This is a genomic window from Thermopolyspora sp. NPDC052614, assembly GCF_040678635.1.
Classification (GTDB): domain Bacteria; phylum Actinomycetota; class Actinomycetes; order Streptosporangiales; family Streptosporangiaceae; genus Thermopolyspora.
This window is the reverse complement of sequence record NZ_JBFATZ010000015.1, coordinates 1-18768: the sequence shown is the minus strand read 5'-3', so window position 1 is coordinate 18768 and position 18768 is coordinate 1. Positions and strand designations below refer to the sequence as shown.

Below are 18768 nucleotides of genomic sequence, written 5' to 3'. Positions count from 1 at the left end.
CGCTGACCCCCTGGTTCAGGATTCGAAGCCGAGCGGCAGGTACCGCGCGACGTTGTCCTTGGTGATGGTCTCCGATGCCAGTGTGATCGACTGCGGCACCTGGTTCTCCACCAGGTCGCTCATGCCCTTCCCCTGGGCGATCAGGCGGGCGAGCTTGATGGCCGAGGACGCCATCGTGGGGCTGTAGGTGACCGTGGCCTCAAGGACGCTGTTGCCGGACTGGATCTCGCGCATCGCGTTCGCCGAGCCCGCGCCGCCGACCATGAAGAACTCGTCGCGGCCCGCCTCCTTGATCGCGGCGAGCACGCCGATGCCCTGGTCGTCGTCGTGGTTCCACATGGCGTCGATCTTCTTGTGCGCCTGCAGCAGGTTCGTCGCGACCTCGGTGCCGGTCTCCACGGTGAACTGGGCGTCCTGCTTGGCGGTGACGCTGAAGCCGTACGTCTTCAGCGCGTCCTCGAAGCCCTTGGAACGCTCCTGCGTGAGGGGCAGCGTGGCGATGCCCTGGATCTCGACGATCACCGGGTTGGACACGCCGCTGTCCTTGAGCTTCTTGCCGATGTAGTGCCCGGCGGCGACGCCCATGCCGTAGTTGTCGCCGCCGATCCAGGTCCGGTACGACAGCTTGTCGGGGAAGATGCGGTCGAGGTTGACCACCGGGATGCCGGCGTCCATCGCCCGGCGGGCGACCTGGTTGAGCTGCTCGCCGTCGTTGGGCAGCAGGACGAGCACGCCGACCTTCTGCTGGATGAGCGACTCGACGGCGGAGATCTGCTGGTTGATGTCGTTGGTCGGCTCGACGGGGACGAACTTGACGTCGGGGTACTGCTTCGCTTGGGCCTCGGCGTTCTTGGCGATGGCGGCGATCCAGCCGTGGTCGGCGGCCGGGGCGGAGAAGCCGATCGTCACCTCGGTGCCCGGCTTGTCGTTGTCGGTGCCCCCCGCGGCGGCCTGGGACGGCGCGGCGCTCGGCTGGGCGGCGGGCTCGTTGCTGGTGCAGGCCGTGACGAGGGCGCCGGCGCCGACGACGGCTCCGCTGAGGAGGAAGCCACGGCGGGCGAGTCGTTCTTCCTGACGGGACATGTGGTTCTCCTTGCGAAACGGGGGGCAACGGGGGGCAAAGGGGGGGGCAACCGGGGGGGCTAGGTGCGGAGGTTGTGTTTGGGCACTCCCTCGCGGCGCTGCAGCAGGACGGCGATGACGATGATCAGGCCCTTGGCGATGAGCTGGTCGCTGGTGTTGAGGCCGTTGAGGATGAACAGGTTGGTGATCACGGTGAAGATCAGCAGGCCGAGGATGGAGCCGATGATCGTGCCCCGGCCGCCGGTGAGCAGCGTGCCGCCGATGATGACGGCCGCGATCGCGTCGAGTTCGTACAAATCGCCGTGGGTGCTGGAGCCGGTGGTGGTGCGGGCCATGATGAGGATCGCGGCGATGCCGCAGCACAGGCCGGACAGCGCGTACAGGAGCATGGTGTGCCTGCGTACGTCGATGCCGGCGAGACGGGCCGCCTCCGGGTTGCCGCCGACGGCGTAGGTGCGGCGGCCGAAGGTGGTGCGGTTGAGAACGATCCAACCGACCACCACGACGACGGCGAAGATGTAGACGAGCAGCGGCAGGCCCAGCCACCGGGTGGTGGACAGTTCCACGATCGCGGAGTTGTCCGGCTGGATGAGCTGGGTTCGGCGGTCGGACATGCGCTGGGCGAGGCCGCGGGCGGCGACCAGCATGGCGAGCGTGACGATGAACGGCACCATCCGGCCGTACGCCACCAAAAAGCCGTTGACCAGGCCCGCGCCGGTGCCGACGAGGATCGCGCACAGCGCCATCACCCACGGCCCGTACGACTGGGTCGCCAGCGTGGTCGCCCAGACCGAGGCGAGCGCCATGATCGCGCCCACCGACAGGTCGATGCCGCCGCCGATGATGACGAAGGTCATGCCGACGGTGATGACGCCGATCGTGGCGGCGAGGGCGAGGATGCTCACCAGGTTGGAGGAGGTGGCGAAGTTCTCCGGGCGGGTCACCAGGCCGACCACCGCCAGCAGGGCGAGCGCCACGAGCAGCCCGAGGTGGCGGGCCTCGGTGATGCGGCCCAGACGCAGCCGCGGCGGTGCCGCCTGCACGGAGTTGGTCTCGGTCACGGGGTGCCTCCTTCGTGGGTGACCATCACCAGGTCCAGGACGCGGTGCTCGTCGAGCTCGTCGGCCGGGGCCTCGTGGACGAGGCGGCCCTCGCGGATCACCAGGACGCGGTCGGCGAGGCCGAGCACCTCGGGCACCTCGCTGGAGACGAGCAGCACCCCGATGCCGCTGTCGGCGAGGCGGCGCACCACCGCGTAGAGCTCGGCGCGGGCGCCGACGTCGACGCCCCGGGTGGGCTCGTCGAGCAGGAGCAGCTTCAGGCCGCCCGCGCCGTTTCCGGCGGCGGCGCGTTCGGTGAGCCAGCGGGCGAGCACCGCCTTCTGCTGGTTGCCGCCCGAAAGGGTCTTGATCGGGCGGCGGGGGTCCCTGGGGCGGATGTCGAGGGTCTCGATGAGGCGGTTCACCTCGGCGGTCTCGGCGCGGCGGTCTAGCCAGCCGAGGCGGGCGTAGCGGGTCAGGGCGGACAGGGTGATGTTGCGGGCCACCGACTCCTCCAGCAGCAGGGCCTGCGCCTTGCGCTCCTCGGGGGCCAGGCCCATGCCCTGCCGTACGGCGGCGTGGGTGCTGCCGGGCCGGACGAGGCGGCCGTCGAGCAGGACGCGGCCCGCGGACGGGCGGCGGGCGCCGTAGATCGTCTCGATGATCTCCGAGCGGCCGGAGCCGACGAGGCCGGCCAAGCCGACGATCTCGCCCGCGCCGACGGTGAACGAGATGTCGGCGAAGCGGCCCGACAGGGTGAGGCCCTCCACGCGCAGCACCTGGGGGCGGTCCACCGGGTCGGGGCGGGGCGGGAAGACGTATTCGACGTTGCGGCCGGTCATCAGGGACACGATCCGGGGGGTGGGGGTGTCGCGGGCGGGCAGGCCGACGGCGACCGTGCGGCCGTCCTTGAGCACGGTGACGCGCTCGCCGATCTCGCGGATCTCCTCCAGGCGGTGCGAGATGTACACGACGGCGACGTTCTGCGCGATGAGCTCGCGGATGATGCGGAAGAGGTTGGTCACCTCGTCGTGGGCGAGGGCGGCCGACGGCTCGTCCATGATGATCAGTCGGGCGTCGTGGGAGAGCGCGCGGGCCATGCTCACCACCTGCTTGGCCGCCGGGGAGAGGCGGCCGACCTCGGTGCCGGGGCGGATCTCGGCGTGGCCGAGGCGGGCGAGCAGCTCGCGGGCCGCGCGGTTGGCCTCGCCGCGGCGGGTGAAGCCGAAGGTGGCGTGCTCGTGGCCGAGGAAGATGTTCTCGGCGACGCTGAGGCCGTCGACCAGGTCGAGTTCCTGGTAGATGGTGGCGATTCCGGCGCGCATGGCGGCCGTCGGGTTGGCGAGCCGTACGGGGGCGCCGTTGAGCAGGACCTCGCCCGCGTCGGGCTGGTGCGCGCCGGAGAGCACCTTGATCAGGGTGGACTTTCCGGCGCCGTTCTGGCCGAGCAGGCAGTGCACCTCGCCCGCGCGCACGTCGAGATCGACGCCGTCGAGGGCGCGTACGCCGGGGAACTGTTTGACGATGCCCCGCATCAGCAGCAGGGGGGTGGGTTCGGGCATGGTCGCCTCCAGGGGACCGGAGGGGATCAGCCGCCCGCGGTGGTGAGCGGCCGGGCGTCGTCGGCGTCGTTGACGATGCGGTTGATGTTGTCGGGGGCGAGGAAGTGCTCGATGGCGAGGATTCCGGCGCCGAGCGCGGCGGCGTCGGCCCCGGTGCGGGTGGGGACGATGGCGAGGTGGTGGGTGGCGAGCGGGAGGGAGCGCCGGTAGACGGTCTCCCGGATGCCCGCCAGCAGGTGGTCGTGGATCCGGGCGAGCACGCCGCCGATCACGATCACCTCGGGGTTGAAGAAGTTCACCAGGCTGGCGAGGACCTCGCCGATGAGCCGGCCCGCCTCCCGGACCAGGCGCAGCGCCTGGGTGTTGCCGCCCTGCACGAGGGCGACCACGTCCGAGCCGGACTCGGCGGCGAACCCCAGCTCGGTGAGGCGGCGGGCGAGCGCGCCGCCTCCGGCGACCGCCTCCAGGCAGGCGCTGTTGCCGCAGCGGCAGCCGGCGTCCTCGTGGCCGCTCACCCGGATGTGGCCGATGTCGCCGGCGCTGCCCTGGGCGCCCCGGTGCAGCCGCCCCTGGGCGATGATGCCGCAGCCGATGCCGGTGCCGACCTTGACGAACAGCAGGTAGCCGGTGTCCTGGAAGGCGGAGCGGTGCTCGCCCAGGGCCATCACGTTGACGTCGTTGTCGACCAGGACGATCGCGTCGCCGTAGCGTTCGGCGAAGAACTCGGGGATGGGGTACTCGTTCCAGCCGGGCATGATCGGCGGATTGTTGGGCCGTCCGGTGGCGAACTCGACCGGGCCGGGGACGCCCATGCCGATCGCCTTCAGCGCCTCCACCGGGCGGTCCGCCTCGGCGAGCAGGTCGCGGATGCGGCGGCTCGCGTGGGCCAGGACCGTCTCCGGGCCCTCGGCGATCAGCAGGTGGTCCTCGCAGGAGGCGAGGGTGCGCCCGCTGATGTCGAGCAGGGCGACCCGGCAGTGGGTGGCGCCGAGGTCGACGCCCGCGACGAGGTTGTCGGCGGTACGCAGCCGGAGCTGGCGGGGCGGGCGTCCGCCGGTGGACTCGCCGCTCTCGGTCTCGCTGACCAGGCGGCTCTCGATGAGCTGGTCCACCCGCTGGGAGATCGTCGAACGGGCCAGGCCGGTGATGCGCGCCAGATCGGAGCGGGTGGTCGCCGAGCCGGCGCCGATCAGCGTGAGCACGTCGCCTGGAGAGCCGGGTACCGTCCGGTCCTCTCCCGTTGGGGAGGTCATGCGCAGACGATATGAGCGAACTTACGCCGAAATCAAGAGTTAACTTCGCCGAAATGTCCTTCGCTGGCGTCCACTTCCGTCGATCATCGAACAAAGTCGGACCGCGGCGCGAACACAAAACGGCGCCCACGGGGTGACCGTGAGCGCCGCGACGCGTCCGTGAACTAGAGGGTGAACTAGAGGGTGAACTAGAGCGTGGACTAGAGCATCTTCTCCATGGAGGCCTTGGCCTGCTCGCCGAGCTTCGTCGTCAGGTACGGCTGCTCGGCCATGATGGCCTCCCAGTTGTCCCGGATGGCCTCGGGGCTGATGTCGTCCTCGCGCCAGCCCGGTCCCTCGGCGACGAACACCCGGGCGACCCTGCCGCCGCCGACGGAGAACACCTCGCCGGTGGCCTCGCAGCTCTCGTGGGCGAGGTAGGCGACCAGCGGGCTGATGCGCTCGGGGGCGAACTTGGTCTCGAACTCGGCCGGGAGCAGCGACTCGGTCATCCGCGTCCAGGCGATCGGGGCGATCGCGTTGGCCTTGATGTTGGCGCGTGCGCCCTCGATGCCGAGGGTCTTGGTGAAGCCGACCAGGCCCATCTTGGCGGTGGAGTAGTTCGCCTGGCCGAAGTTGCCGAACAGGCCCGCCGGGGAGGAGGTGTTGACGATCCGCCCGTACGCCTGCTCCTTCATGTGCGGGAACGCGGCGCGGCTGACCAGGAACGAGCCGCGTACGTGCACGGCGAGCACCGCGTCGAACTCCTCGACCGACATCTTGCCGAACGACCGGTCGCGCAGGATGCCGGCGTTGTTGATGAGGATGTCCACGCGGCCGAAGGCGTCGAGGGCGGCCTGGACGATGGCGGCGGCGCCCTCCGGGGTGGCCACGTTGTCGGTGCTGGCGACGGCCTCGCCGCCGTTCTTTGTGATCGTCTCGACGACCTCGGCCGCGGGTCCGGCCGAGGCGCCGGTCCCGTCGAGCGCGCCGCCGAGGTCGTTGACGACGACCTTCGCGCCGCGCTCGGCGAGCAGGAGCGCGTGCGAGCGGCCGAGGCCGTGCCCGGCGCCGGTGACGACCGCGACCTTTCCGTCAAACCGTAGCTCCGACATGTGTGAGCCCTCCCAGGAGAACAAGGTTCTAGTAGGACAACGATAGCGGCACGGGTCATCGTTACTTATGGCGTCTGTCGCGACAGAAGATGGTTTGGTCGCTCATAGTGAGCGTACGGATGCTTTTTTGCTATAGTTGCGGCACTCCGACCGGAGGGCATCAATGTCGGCACCATCGCCGTACCGCGTGATCCAGTGGGCCACGGGAGCCCTCGGCGGGTACGCGCTGCGCGGCGTGCTCACGCGCCCGGAGTTCCGGCTCGTCGGCGCGCTCGTCTACGACCCCGGCAAGGTCGGGCTCGACGCGGCGGGGCTCGCCGGGCTTCCCGACTGCGGCGTCGTCACCACCGACGACGTGGAGGCCGTGCTCGCCATCGACGCCGACGTGGTGCTGCACATGGCGCTCCCGGCGGTCTGCATCGGCGGGGACTTCGCCGCCGACGTCGAGACGATCTGCGCGCTGCTCGCCTCGGGGAAGAACGTCATCACCACCGCCGGGTTCGTGTTTCCGCAGGCGTACGGGCCGGGGGTGGTGGAGCGCGTCGAGTCGGCCTGCCGACAGGGTGGCTCGTCGCTGCACGGCACGGGGATCAACCCCGGTTTCATGAGCGATCTGCTGCCCTTGGCGCTGTCCGGGCTGTCCGCCCGGCTCGATCATCTGTACGTGCGCGAGGTCTCCGACTTCCGCGGCCATCCGTCGCGGCGGATCGTCGCCGATCTCATCGGGTTCGGCCACGCGCCCGCCGAGTACGCGAAGGTGGTGCGGCCGTTCCGCGCCTTCCAGCGCGGGCTGTTCGCCGAGAGCGTGCAGTTGGTCGCGCACGCGCTCGGGGTCGCGCTCGACGAGGTGGAGGAAAGCGACGAGTTCGAGCTCGCCGCCGAGGAGTTCGAGATCGCGGCCGGGCCGGTGCGGCCGGGCACCGTCTGCGCCTCGCGGTGGACGTTCTCCGGCCTGGTGTGCGGCATGCCGTTCATGACGGTGGAGTGCGTCTATAAATCCGACGCGGCCCGGGTGCGGCGGTGGGCCGAGCCCGGGTTCTCCATTCACGTGCAGGGGGTGCCGCAGCTGACGCTCACGGTGGGCGAGGTCGAGTACGGCCTGGCCGGGGCGGCGGCGCACGCGGTCAACTCCATTCCCGCGGTGTGCGCCGCGCCTCCGGGGATCCGGACCCTGCTCGATCTGCCGTTGATCACCGGGAGGGGTACGGCGCGGCTCGCGTGATCAAGTGGCCCTGATCAAGCGGCGGGGTACCAGCGGTCGGGGGTGCCGGGCACGCGGCGGAGCCGGCCGCGGGCCTCCAGCCAGACCAGGTGGGCGAGCGTCTCGTTGTTGGCCGCGCGGCGCATGAACGGCTGGATCGACTCCCACGGACGCGACCAGGTGAGCCGGGTGGCGATCTCCCAGCAGGCCGCGCCGTCGTCGGCGGCGACGACCGACTCGATCTCGGCGAGGCGCTCCTCGTGGTGGGACATGACGTAGTCGATCCGGTCGGCCAGTTCGAGGAAGCGGTACTCGTGCGCGGGCAGCACCTCCTCCACGCCCACGTCCACGCCGATCTTGCGCACGGCGGCGAGCGCGTCGAGGTAGTCGGCGAGCGGGTTCGCGGTCGACTGGGGGTGCACCGCGACCATCGGGGTGATCTTGGCGAGCACGTGGTCGCCGGACATCAGCACGCGGCGGCTCTCCGACACGAAGCACAGGTGGCCCGGCGAGTGGCCGGGCGTCCAGATCGCCCGCAGGTCCCAGCCCGGCAGGTCCGGACGGTCGCCGTCCTCGATCAGCACGTCGGGGCGGGCGCTCGAGACGAACTTGCGGATCATCATGGAGGCGTTGGCCAGCTCGGTGGCGGCGTCCTGCGGCACGCCGCAGCGCTGCAGCTGCTCCTTCTCCCGCCGGACCAGGTCGTCGATGTAGTCGTCGTCGTAGCGGTCGCGGAGCAGCGCGGCGTCGGCCGGGTGCAGGCCGATCCACGCGCCCGAGTCCTCGCGGACCCGCCCGGCCAGGCCGTAGTGGTCGGGGTGAATGTGCGTGACGAGCACGGCGCGCACGTCGGTGATGGCGTATCCGGCCTGGCGCAGGCCGTCGCCGAGGGCCGCGTACGCCTCGTCGGTGTTCCAGCCGGCGTCGATGATGGCGACGCCGTCGGGGAGTTCGAGGGCGTAGACGAGGACGTACCGCAGCGGGTTGATCGGGATCGGGACGGGGATCGACCAGAGGCCGGGCCGTACGCGCTCGACCTGGGGCAGGACGCCGCCCTGCCAGGCCGTGCGCTGCTCCTCGTTGGCCGCCGTGACCCGCACGCCGCCGTTCGTCGCGTTGTCGTTGGTCGCGCTGCTGTTCGTCGCGCTGTCCTGTCGCATCCGGACTCCCTTCGCCCCCTCGATTGTGCTCCCCCTGTCGAACATGGTTCTAGTTGGGGGGCGTCGCGTTTGGGCAGGGGGCACACGTGACCCCTTTGGGCGAGTAGCCTTGGACAGGTTCTCTATTACAACGCCGATCTGCGGAAGAGGGCGATTTCCGCCGTGTCGTCTGAGTCGTCGCGGACAAACCCGCTGGCCAGCTTTGGGCAGAACGAGTGGCTTGTCGATGAGCTGTACCAGAAGTACCTAGAAGATCCAGAGTCGGTTGACCGCGCATGGTGGAACTTCTTCGCTGACTACGGCGGCAACGGGGGCGCCAAGCGACCCGCCGCCCAGACGACCAAAGGCGCGGGCACCGCCACCGCGCCTCCCCCGCCCCCCGCTCCTCCCGTGTCTCCCGCGCCTCCGGCGCCCCCCGCTCCCAAGAAGAAGAAGGAGGCGGCGGCCCCCCTTCCCGAGGGCGCGAAGGAGGAGCGGCTGCGCGGCGCCGCGGCGCGCACGGCCGCGAACATGGCCGCGAGCCTGGAGGTGCCGACCGCCACGAGCGTGCGCGCGGTCCCCGCCAAGCTGCTCATCGACAACCGGATCGTCATCAACAACCACCTGTCGCGCGGTCGCGGCGGCAAGGTGTCGTTCACGCATCTCATCGGTTACGCCGTCGTGCGCGCGCTCAGGGCGATGCCGGAGATGAACTACTCCTACGCCGAGGTGGACGGCAAGCCCGTCCTGGTCAAGCCCGAGCACGTGGGCCTCGGCCTCGCCATCGACGTCAAGAAGTCCGACGGCAGCCGCCAGCTGTTGGTGCCCTCCATCAAGAAGGCCGACACGCTGGACTTCCGCGCGTTCTGGATGGCGTACGAGGACATCGTGCGCAAGGCCCGCGCGGGCAAGCTCGGCGTGGACGACTTCGCGGGCACCACGATCAGCCTCACCAACCCGGGCACGATCGGCACCGTGCACTCGGTGCCGCGCCTCATGCCCGGCCAGGGCACGATCATCGGCGTCGGCGCGATGGAGTACCCGGCCGAGTACCAGGGCGCCTCCGCCGAGGTGCTCGCCCGGCTCGCGGTGAGCAAGGTGATGACGCTCACCTCCACCTACGACCACCGCATCATCCAGGGCGCGCAGTCCGGCGAGTTCCTGCGCCAGGTCCACCTGCTGCTGCTGGGCGAGAACGGCTTCTACGACGACATCTTCGAGTCGCTGCGCATCCCGTACGAGCCGGTGCGCTGGGTGCAGGACATATCGGCCACCCACGACGACGACGTGGCCAAGTCGGCCCGGGTGTTCGAGCTGATCCACGCCTACCGGGTGCGCGGCCACCTGATGGCCGACACCGACCCGCTGGAGTACCGCCAGCGCAAGCACCCCGACCTGGACATCCAGTCGCACGGGCTGACCCTGTGGGACCTGGAGCGCGAGTTCGCCACCGGCGGCTTCGGCGGCAAGCCGCTGATGAAGCTGCGCGAGATCCTCGGCGTGCTGCGCGACTCGTACGTGCGCACCATCGGCATCGAGTACATGCACATCCAGGGCCCGGAGGAGCGGGCCTGGATCCAGGAGCGCATCGAGAAGCCGCACGAGAAGCCGAGCCGCGAGGAGCAGCTCAACATCCTGCGGCGGCTCAACACCGCCGAGGCGTTCGAGACGTTCCTGCAGACCAAGTACGTCGGCCAGAAGCGGTTTTCGCTGGAGGGCGGCGAGTCGCTGATCCCGCTGCTCGACTCCGTGATCTCCGCCGCCGCGCGGGACCGGCTCGACGAGGTCGTCATCGGCATGGCCCACCGCGGCCGGCTGAACGTGCTCGCCAACATCGTCGGCAAGTCGTACGCGCAGGTGTTCGGCGAGTTCGAGGGCAACCTCGACCCGCGCAGCGCGCACGGCTCCGGCGACGTGAAGTACCACCTGGGCGCCACCGGCGACTTCGTCGCGCCCGACGGCTCCAAGATCACCACGTCGGTGGTGGCGAACCCCTCGCACCTGGAGGCGGTCGACCCGGTCCTGGAGGGCGTCGTGCGCGCCAAGCAGGACCTGCTCGAACGCGGCGAGGAGGGCTTCACCGTGCTGCCGGTCCTGGTGCACGGCGACGCCGCGTTCGCCGGCCAGGGCGTGGTGGCCGAGACCCTGCACCTGTCGCAGCTGCGCGGCTACCGCACCGGCGGCACCGTGCACGTGGTCGTCAACAACCAGGTCGGCTTCACCACCTCGCCCGCCTCCTCCCGCTCGTCGGTGTACGCCACCGACGTGGCGCGGATGATCCAGGCGCCGATCTTCCACGTGAACGGCGACGACCCCGAGGCCGTGGTCCGGGTCGGGCGGCTCGCGTACGAGTACCGGCAGGCGTTCCGCAAGGACGTCGTGATCGACCTGGTCTGCTACCGCCGCCGCGGCCACAACGAGACCGACAACCCGAGCTTCACCCAGCCGCTCATGTACGACCTGATCGACGCCAAGCGGTCGACGCGCAAGCTCTACACCGAGGCGCTGATCGGCCGGGGCGACATCACGGTCGAGGAGGCCGAGCAGGCCCTGCGCGACTACCAGGAGCGGCTCGAACGGGCCTTCACCGAGACCCGGGAGGCGGCCGAGCGCCCGCTGGAGCCGGGCGCGGTGGTCAAGCCGCCCACCGACGAGATCGTGCCGTGGTCGCACGACGAGACCCCGACCGCCATCGACGAGGAGGTCGTCAAGCGGGTCGTCGACACCCAGGTCAACCTGCCCGAGGGCTTCACCCCGCACCCCCGCCTGCTGCCGATCCTGCAGCGCCGCGCCCAGATGGTCGCCACGGACTCGATCGACTGGGCGCTCGGCGAGACGCTCGCCTTCGGCTCGCTGCTCATCGACGGTCACCCGGTGCGCCTGGTCGGCCAGGACTCCCGGCGCGGCACCTTCGGCCAGCGGCACGCCGTGCTGGTGGACCGGAACACCGGCGCCGAGCACACCCCGCTCAAGGCGTTCAACAAGGGCACCACGAAGTTGTACGTGTACGACTCGCTGCTGAGCGAGTTCGCCGCGATGGGCTTCGAGTACGGCTACAGCGTGGTGCGCCCGGACGCGCTGGTCGCCTGGGAGGCGCAGTTCGGCGACTTCGCCAACGGCGCCCAGTCGATCATCGACGAGTTCGTCAGCTCGGGCGAGCAGAAGTGGGGCCAGCGCTCCTCGGTCGTGCTGCTGCTGCCGCACGGCTACGAGGGCCAGGGCCCGGACCACTCCTCCGCCAGGATCGAGCGGTTCCTGCAGCTGTGCGCGCTGGACAACATGACCGTCGCCCAGCCGTCGACCTCGTCGAACTACTTCCACCTGCTGCGCTGGCAGGTGCTGTCGAAACGGCGCCGGCCGCTGATCGTGTTCACGCCCAAGTCGCTGCTGCGGCACAAGGGCGCGGCCTCCCCGGTGCGGGAGTTCACCGGCGGCGCGTTCCAGCCCGTGCTCGGCGACACGAGCGTGGACCCGTCGGGCGTGCGCCGGGTGGTGCTGTGCTCGGGCCGGATCTACTACGACCTGCTCGCGGCCCGCGACAAGGCCGGCCGCACCGACACGGCGCTGGTGCGGCTGGAGCGGCTCTACCCGTTCCCGCGTGAGGAGATGCGGCGGGAGCTGGACCGGTACGGCGACGTGGAGCTGATCTGGGCGCAGGACGAGCCGGTCAACATGGGGCCGTGGCCGTACCTGACGCTCAAGCTGGCCGAGACCCCGGACCTGCTGGGCGGGCGCCCGATCCGCCGGGTCTCCCGCGAGCCGAACTCCTCGCCGGCGACGGGCTCGCACGCCAAGCACGACGCCGAGCTTCAGGAGCTCCTGGAGAAGATCTTCGGCTGACCGTTTCGAAAGTCCCTCACAGCGAGCCCGCGCAAGCTCGGTGTGGGGGACTTTTCCCTATGGAGGGTCACTGGTGTATTTCACGGATCGCGGCATCGAGGAACTCGTGGAGCGGCGCGGCGAGGAGGAGGTCGCCGTCACCTGGCTGGCCGAGCGCCTGCGCGAGTTCGTCGATCTCAACCCCGAGTTCGAGACCCCGGTCGATCGCCTCGCCACCTGGCTCGCCCGTCTCGACGACGACACGGACGAGTAAGACGCGATATGTCTTGACTTCCGCAAGACACGACATATCGTGTTTATAGGAAGTGCGTCGAGACGAAGGACCCGTCATGCCACGGTGGACGATCGAGAAACCGGATCAGCTCACGTTCGACTCCGTTGACGGCGTGAAGGAACTCGGCGTGCGCATCGTGGCCGGACGGCTGGCGCTGCTGGCGAGCGACGGTCCGCCGACGCTGGAGGTGACCGAGGTGGGCTCGACGCCGCTCACCGTCACCTGGGAGGACGGCCGGCTCAGCGTGCTGACCTGGGAGGGCGTGCTCGGCTGGCTGCGGCCCGGCAGGCACGACTCGACGCTCACGCTGACGGTGCCGAAGGACTGCCGGATCCATGCCGGCGTGATCTCCGCCTCCGCGGTGCTGGCCGGGTTCGAGAACCGCACCAGCGTCAAGAGCGTGAGCGGCGAGATCGTCCTGGACGGGGTGAGCGGCGAGATCAGCGCCGAGACCATGTCCGGCTCGGTGGAGAGCCGGGCCCTCACCGGCGACCTGTCGTTCACCAGCGTCTCCGGCGAGCTCACCGTCGCCGCGGGCACGCCGCGCCGACTGCGGGCCAACACCGTCTCCGGCCGGATCACCGCCGATCTGGAGCTCAAACCCACCGGCCACGTGACGCTCAACAGCGTCTCGGGGGCGGTCGTGGTACGCCTGCCGAGCGGCGTCGACACCGACGTCACGCTGCGCTCGACCTCGGGGACAATCGAGACGGCCTTCGACGGCCTCACCTATAACGGACGGCCGGGCGGCAGGTCGGTCACCGGCCGGCTCGGCGGCGGCATGGCCTCGCTGTCGGTCACCACCGTCTCGGGAGGCGTCACGCTACTGCGCGGCGAGCCGCGCGGAGGGGAGAAGTGATGAGCCCGGTCTTCGGCCACGGGCGGCTGCGGCTGTACCTGCTCAAACTGCTGGAGGAGAGCCCGCGGCACGGGTACGAGGTGATCCGGCTGCTGCAGGATCGATTCCTCGGCGTCTACTCCCCCTCGCCCGGCACGATCTACCCCCGCCTCGCCCGGCTGGAGGAGGAGGGCCTGGTCACCCACGAGGTCAAGGACGGCAAGAAGGTCTTCACGCTCACCGACAAGGGCCGGGCCGAGCTGAACGACCGCCTCGACGAGCTCGCCGACCTGGAGCAGGAGATCGCCAACTCGGTGCGCGACATCGCCCGCGAGGTGAAGGAGGACGTGCGCGAGACCGTGCGCTCGCTGCGCGACGAACTCACCCAGATGACCCGGGAGATGCGCGGCGGGGACGCCGGCAGGCAGGTCTGGCAGCAGAAGTGGCGCGAGGAGCGGCAGCGGCAGAGGGAGGAGTGGCGTCGCCAGCGGGACGAGTGGCGACGGCACCGGCCGCGGCTGAAGGAGGAGCGCGACCAGTGGGTCCGCGAGTGGCGGCGGATCTGGGACGAGACGTGGGGCCCGTCCGGCAGGCGGTCCGAGCACGACGCCGAGCTCGGGCGCATGCTCGCCGACTTCGTCGAGGGCGTACGGCGCGAGGCGGCCGGGGCGGAGCTCAACGAGAACACGCTCGCCTACTGCCGAGAGGCCCTCGACGACGTGTCGGCCCGGATCCGCGAGGCGTTCCGGTCATGATCCGCTGGCTCCACCCCATGTTGCGCCTGGTGGCCGCCCCCGGCCGGCTACACCGTGAAGACGATTTTTCCGAAGACGTCCCCCTCGTGCATGGCGGCGAAGCCCTCGGTCGCGCGGTCGAGCGGCAGGGTGCGGTCCACCACCGGGCGCACGCCGGTCTGCTCCAGGAAACGCGCTAGCCGTTCGAGCTGTTCGCGGGTGCCCATCGTGCTGCCCACCACCGAGAGCTGAAGGAAGAACACCCGGTTGAGGTCCGCCGGCGGCACCGCGCCGCTGGTGGCGCCGGACACCACGACGCGGCCCCCGGGGCGCAGCGACTTCAGCGAGTGCGCCCAGGTCGCCTGGCCGACGGTCTCCATGACCGCGTCCACCCGCTCGGGCAGCCGGGCGCCGGACTCGAAGACCCGGTCCGCGCCGAGTTCCAGGGCGCGGGCGCGCTTGTCCTTCGAGCGGCTCGTGGCCCACACGCGGTATCCGGCGGCACGGCCGAGCGCGATCAGCGCGGTCGCCACGCCGCCGCCCGCGCCCTGCACCAGCACGGTCGATCCGGGCTCCAGGCCCGACTTCTCGAACAGCATCCGGTACGCGGTGAGCCACGCGGTGGGCAGGCAGGCGGCGTGCTCGAAGCTCAGCCCGGCGGGCTTGGGCACCAGGTTGCGGCGGGGCACGATCACCCGCTCGGCGAAGGTGCCATCGTACACCTCCGACAGCAGGGAGCGCTTGGGGTCGAGGGTCTCGTCCCCGTTGACCGGCGTGCCGACCACCGCGTGGACGATGACCTCGTTGCCGTTCTCGTCCACGCCGGCGGCGTCGCAGCCGAGGATGATGGGCAGCCGGTCCTGGCTGATGCCGACGCCCTTGAGCGTCCACAGGTCGTGATGGTTGAGGGCGGCGGCCTTGACGTTGACGACGGCCCAGTTGTCGGCCCAGTCGTCGGCTCGGCCGTCGGGGGCCTTGGGCTCGGGGCGTTCCCCGAGGGTCAGCCCGGCGAGCGGGTCGTTCGGATCGGTCGTGCTTGCGGTGATGGCGAACATGCCCGAACCCTACCCAGGCGTGATCCACACCTTCTCGAGCACCCTGCGCGCGAAATCCCGCTTAGACGCGATCGAGACCAATTCGGTGCCATGTGTTGAGTGTGAGATGGGTCACATTGAGACGTGAACCGGTTGACGGTGATCTTCACATTCGCGGCTCCGCGCGGGTGGTCGGTTGTGCGAATGACCTGCAGCAACGGTGGTCAATATCAGTATCTGAGCCGATTGGCCGATTGCGTCACGAAAAGATCACGGCGCTGCAACATCAACTTTTCCTTGGGGAACCGCTGTCGGGCCACCAAGATCACCGCGTATGTTCCTGGCTATCCCTCTACCGACGCATGGGACACCCGATGCGTTGCACGACGTCCCCGAGGAGTTTCCCTTGAACACCCGAGTCAAGCGTCTGGTCCTCCCGCTGGGTGGAGCTCTCACCGCCTCCGCTCTGCTGGGCGCCTCCCTCGTCACCGCCTCCACCGCGAGCGCCGCTCCGCTGAAGTCCAGCGAGTACCTGGCCAAGACCCCCGCCGAGGCCTACTCGGTCGCGCAGTTCTGGCTCGACGCGAACGCCGCGGCGCTGAAGAAGGCCAAGCAGTTCAAGTACGACTACAAGGTCAGCACCGGCGAGAAGCTGCAGGTCAAGGGCGGGCCGGCCCCGGACAGCAAGCCGGGCGTGACCGCGCCGACCGGCTACGGCAAGGTCACGACCACCAAGGTCAAGAACGTCAACCTGCCCCGGACCGTGGGCAAGGTGTTCTGGGTCGACGGCAAGGGCCAGACCTGGTGGGCCTCCGGTAGCGCCATTCACTCGCGTTACGGCAACCTGGTCGCCACCGCCGCCCACAACGTCTTCGACGGCAAGGGCGTCTTCGACAAGTGGGTCTTCGTGCCCGGCTACTACAAGGGCAAGGCGCCCTGGGGCGTCTACGTGGGCAAGCAGGCCTGGACCCACTACGACTTCTCGGTCTACGAGGACTACGACAAGGACTACGCCTTCGTCAACGTCTACAACGGCTTCTCCGTCGCCGACAAGGTCGAGGTTAACAAGGACGACTTCGACAAGTGGACCGGCGACAAGTGGGTCGAGTCCAAGGAGATCTCCTACACCGAGTACAAGGACATCCTGGACAAGTACGGCCCCAAGGCCCCGGTCTGGAGCAAGACCGAGAAGAACGCCGAGAAGACCGGCCCGGCCATCGGCAACCACCTCGGCCGCATCGAGGTCACCGAGGCGCAGTGGAACGCGGCCCCCTGGCCGTCCGGCAACCAGTGGTGGAAGTGGGCCAACGGCACCAAGTCGTTGCCGAAGACCAAGTCGCTGACCGAGGCCGAGTACGAGAAGCTGCTCGACGAGAAGGCGGCGGGCAACGTCCTGGGCAAGGTCTGGAAGGACTCCGCCGGCAACTTCTTCCTGACCCAGTACTTCGTGCACCAGTGGTACAAGAAGTCCACGACCGTGAAGTACTACCTGGACTTCTTCTACATCGGCAAGGTCAAGGACGTCGGCACCCTGTCCAAGAACGTCGGCGCGCAGGGCTTCGCCTGGAACCAGAAGCGCGGCAAGACGGTGTTCGCGTTCGGCTACCCGAGCGCGCCGCACCCGAACGGCAGCGACGCCTACAGCGGCGTCACGCAGAAGTGGTCGTACGGCAAGACCTACACGGCGATCAACACCAAGCTGAAGGCCGAGGAGTCCATCGGCCTGAAGTCGGCGATGACCGCGGGCGCCGACGGCGGCCCGTTCATCTGGCAGTACAACTCCTCCAAGCGGGTGGGCTACATCAACGGCGTCATCTCCTGGTTCGGCGACCAGGACGACAACGGCCGTGTCGACTTCGTCGCCTCGCCGTACTTCGACGGCGAGACCAAGGCGATCTACGACGCCGCGGCCAACGCCTGGTCCGGCACGATCGTCGGCAAGAACGGCGAGATCCTCAAGTAGTCGCCTGAGTACGTAGCGGTACCCTCCGCTCGGCCACAGGGCCCGGTCTTCGCGACCGGGCCCTGTGTGCTTTTTCAGGCTTGTACGGGGCCTCCAGGGCCTCCACGGGCCCCCTAGGGGATCAATGGCCTCACAGGGGCGCCTGAAGTGCCTCTGGGGCGCTCTCGTGGCCCTCTGGAGACATGTGCGCGGGTGCTTTGACGTAGCCGGCGCCGATTCGGTGCCATCCGAGAGGTGTGATTTAGGTCACATGCCGGGTTCGCGGGAACCTGACCGCCGGTGGCGGGCGCGGCCGCGGGTGGGACGGGTGTTACGGCTGTGATCTGCGGCGATACGTTCCAATGGCGGCTACTGCGGTCTTGACTCGGCTGCGCGGCGTTTGTCTCGGAATGATTGCAGCGGTTCAAGGTCAATTTTTCCTGCCAGAACCGCTACCTACACCCAAGATCGCCGCTGTATGTTCCTGGCTATCCCTTTACTGACGCATGGGACGCAAGAAGCGTTCCACGACAGCCCAAGGAGTTTCCTTGAACACCCGAGTCAAGCGTCTGGTCCTCCCGCTGGGTGGGGCCGTTGCCGCCTCCGCCCTGCTGGGCGCCTCCCTGGTGACCGCCTCCACCGCCAGCGCCGCTCCGCTGAAGTCCAGCGAGTACCTGGCCAAGACCCCCGCCGAGGCCTACTCGGTGGCGCAGTTCTGGCTGGACTCCAACGCGAACGCCCTCAAGAGCGCCAAGGAGTACCACTACGACTACAAGCTGAACGGCGAGAAGCTCCAGGTCAAGGGCGGGCCGGCTCCCGACAGCAAGCCCGGCGTGACCGCGCCGACCGGCTACGGCAAGGTGACGGCCACCAAGGTCAAGAACGTGAACCTGCCCAAGACCGTGGGCAAGGTGTTCTGGGTCGACAGCAAGGGCCAGACCTGGTGGGCCTCCGGTAGCGCGATCCACTCGCGTTACGGCAACCTGGTCGCCACCGCCGCCCACAACGTCTTCGACGGCAAGAACGTCTTCGACAAGTGGATCTTCGTCCCGGGCTACTACAAGGGCAAGGCGCCCTGGGGCATCTACGTGGGCAAGCAGGCCTGGACCCACTACGACTTCTCGGTCTACGAGGACTACGACAAGGACTACGCCTTCGTCAACGTCTACAACGGCTTCTCCATCGGCGACAAGGTCGAGGTCAACAAGGACGACTACGACGCCTGGACCGGCGACAAGTGGGTCGAGTCGAAGGAGATCTCTCAGAAGGACTTCGAGAGCATCCTCGACAAGTACGGCCCCAAGGCTCCGGTCTGGAGCAAGCCGGACGTCTCCGTGGACAAGGTCGGCCCGAGCTACCCCGGACCGAAGGTCCTTGGCTGGACCGAGGTCACCGAGGCCCAGTGGAACGCGGCCTCTTGGCCGTCGGGCAACTGGAAGACCTGGGCCAACGGCACCAAGGCCTGGCCGCGGACCATCCCGCTGACCGAGGCGCAGTACGAGAAGCTGCTGGACGAGAAGGCCGCCGGCAAGGTCCTGGGCAAGGTCTGGAAGGACGCCAAGGGCAACTTCTGGCTCACCAAGTACTACCTGCACCAGTGGTACAAGGTCAGCAAGTCCACGAAGTACTACCTGGACTACTTCTACATCGGCAAGGTCAAGGACGTCGGCACCCTGTCCAGGAACGTCGGCGGCCAGGGCTTCGCCTGGAACCAGAAGCGCGGCGCCACGGTGT

The 18768-nt window shown here is 69.2% G+C and carries 14 protein-coding genes; 7 read left to right on the top strand and 7 right to left on the bottom strand.

The genetic code is table 11. The features are described 5' to 3' along the window. Positions 1-15: 15 nt before the first annotated feature. The 5 genes from AB0K60_RS27250 to AB0K60_RS27230 all read right to left on the bottom strand — a co-directional run bounded on the left by AB0K60_RS27250 (position 16) and on the right by AB0K60_RS27230 (position 6032). Positions 16-1083 (bottom strand): ABC transporter substrate-binding protein, encoded by a 1068-nt coding sequence (locus tag AB0K60_RS27250; protein WP_364060927.1) that lies wholly within the window; start codon positions 1081-1083, stop codon positions 16-18. Positions 1084-1142: 59 nt separating this feature from the next. Continuing rightward, positions 1143-2144: an ABC transporter permease gene (locus AB0K60_RS27245; RefSeq protein WP_364060924.1), complete on the bottom strand. Its 1002-nt coding sequence runs from the start codon at positions 2142-2144 to the stop codon at positions 1143-1145. Continuing rightward, complete coding sequence (locus AB0K60_RS27240) at positions 2141-3685, bottom strand: sugar ABC transporter ATP-binding protein (RefSeq protein ID WP_364060921.1); 1545 nt, start codon at positions 3683-3685, stop codon at positions 2141-2143. Before AB0K60_RS27240 ends, AB0K60_RS27245 begins: the two co-directional genes overlap by 4 nt. A 26-nt stretch (positions 3686-3711) precedes the next feature. Beyond that, the gene (locus AB0K60_RS27235) at positions 3712-4938 is read right to left on the bottom strand and encodes an ROK family transcriptional regulator (RefSeq protein WP_364060918.1); all 1227 of its coding nucleotides are present in this window, start codon (positions 4936-4938) and stop codon (positions 3712-3714) included. A 200-nt stretch (positions 4939-5138) separates the two neighbouring features. Further along, positions 5139-6032, bottom strand: coding sequence for an SDR family oxidoreductase (locus tag AB0K60_RS27230; protein ID WP_364060915.1), 894 nt, complete (start codon positions 6030-6032; stop codon positions 5139-5141). Between the two features lie 163 nt (positions 6033-6195). Between AB0K60_RS27230 and AB0K60_RS27225 the strand changes: the two genes are divergently transcribed. Continuing rightward, positions 6196-7254 (top strand): dihydrodipicolinate reductase, encoded by a 1059-nt coding sequence (locus AB0K60_RS27225; protein WP_364060912.1) that lies wholly within the window; start codon positions 6196-6198, stop codon positions 7252-7254. Positions 7255-7268: 14 nt separating this feature from the next. On the opposite strand, the gene AB0K60_RS27220 is transcribed toward AB0K60_RS27225, so the two are convergent. Further along, entirely contained in the window at positions 7269-8393 is a 1125-nt protein-coding gene (locus AB0K60_RS27220; RefSeq protein ID WP_364060909.1) for an MBL fold metallo-hydrolase, read from the bottom strand. 162 nt (positions 8394-8555) lie between these two features. Between AB0K60_RS27220 and AB0K60_RS27215 the strand changes: the two genes are divergently transcribed. The 4 genes from AB0K60_RS27215 to AB0K60_RS27200 all read left to right on the top strand — a co-directional run bounded on the left by AB0K60_RS27215 (position 8556) and on the right by AB0K60_RS27200 (position 14079). Beyond that, positions 8556-12212, top strand: coding sequence for a multifunctional oxoglutarate decarboxylase/oxoglutarate dehydrogenase thiamine pyrophosphate-binding subunit/dihydrolipoyllysine-residue succinyltransferase subunit (locus AB0K60_RS27215; protein ID WP_364060906.1), 3657 nt, complete (start codon positions 8556-8558; stop codon positions 12210-12212). 73 nt (positions 12213-12285) lie between these two features. Continuing rightward, complete coding sequence (locus AB0K60_RS27210) at positions 12286-12465, top strand: DUF6104 family protein (RefSeq protein ID WP_364060903.1); 180 nt, start codon at positions 12286-12288, stop codon at positions 12463-12465. Positions 12466-12541: 76 nt separating this feature from the next. Further along, the gene (locus AB0K60_RS27205) at positions 12542-13345 is read left to right on the top strand and encodes a DUF4097 family beta strand repeat-containing protein (protein ID WP_364060900.1); all 804 of its coding nucleotides are present in this window, start codon (positions 12542-12544) and stop codon (positions 13343-13345) included. Then, positions 13345-14079, top strand: a complete 735-nt coding sequence (locus AB0K60_RS27200) for a PadR family transcriptional regulator (protein ID WP_364060897.1) — start codon at positions 13345-13347, stop codon at positions 14077-14079. Before AB0K60_RS27205 ends, AB0K60_RS27200 begins: the two co-directional genes overlap by 1 nt. 47 nt (positions 14080-14126) lie before the next feature. Here the strand turns inward: AB0K60_RS27200 and AB0K60_RS27195 are convergent, their stop codons facing one another. After that, positions 14127-15113: a zinc-binding dehydrogenase gene (locus AB0K60_RS27195; protein ID WP_364060894.1), complete on the bottom strand. Its 987-nt coding sequence runs from the start codon at positions 15111-15113 to the stop codon at positions 14127-14129. A gap of 385 nt (positions 15114-15498) precedes the next feature. Here AB0K60_RS27195 and AB0K60_RS27190 point away from each other — a divergent pair, with 385 nt between their 5' ends. Further along, positions 15499-17055, top strand: a complete 1557-nt coding sequence (locus tag AB0K60_RS27190; protein ID WP_364060891.1) for a hypothetical protein — start codon at positions 15499-15501, stop codon at positions 17053-17055. Positions 17056-17582: 527 nt separating this feature from the next. Continuing rightward, a partial coding sequence (locus AB0K60_RS27185) for a hypothetical protein (protein ID WP_364060888.1) occupies positions 17583-18768 on the top strand: 1186 nt, incomplete at its 3' end.

Excerpts from the sequence above, each read along its gene's own strand:
- AB0K60_RS27250 (WP_364060927.1), bottom strand. The coding sequence starts at position 1,083 with ATGTCCCGTCAGGAAGAACGACTCGCCCGCCGTGGCTTCCTCCTCAGC.
- AB0K60_RS27240 (WP_364060921.1), bottom strand. The coding sequence starts at position 3,685 with ATGCCCGAACCCACCCCCCTGCTGCTGATGCGGGGCATCGTCAAACAG.
- AB0K60_RS27235 (WP_364060918.1), bottom strand. The coding sequence starts at position 4,938 with ATGACCTCCCCAACGGGAGAGGACCGGACGGTACCCGGCTCTCCAGGC.
- AB0K60_RS27230 (WP_364060915.1), bottom strand. The coding sequence starts at position 6,032 with ATGTCGGAGCTACGGTTTGACGGAAAGGTCGCGGTCGTCACCGGCGCC.
- AB0K60_RS27225 (WP_364060912.1), top strand. The coding sequence starts at position 6,196 with ATGTCGGCACCATCGCCGTACCGCGTGATCCAGTGGGCCACGGGAGCC.
- AB0K60_RS27220 (WP_364060909.1), bottom strand. The coding sequence starts at position 8,393 with ATGCGACAGGACAGCGCGACGAACAGCAGCGCGACCAACGACAACGCG.
- AB0K60_RS27205 (WP_364060900.1), top strand. The coding sequence starts at position 12,542 with ATGCCACGGTGGACGATCGAGAAACCGGATCAGCTCACGTTCGACTCC.
- AB0K60_RS27200 (WP_364060897.1), top strand. The coding sequence starts at position 13,345 with ATGAGCCCGGTCTTCGGCCACGGGCGGCTGCGGCTGTACCTGCTCAAA.
- AB0K60_RS27195 (WP_364060894.1), bottom strand. The coding sequence starts at position 15,113 with ATGTTCGCCATCACCGCAAGCACGACCGATCCGAACGACCCGCTCGCC.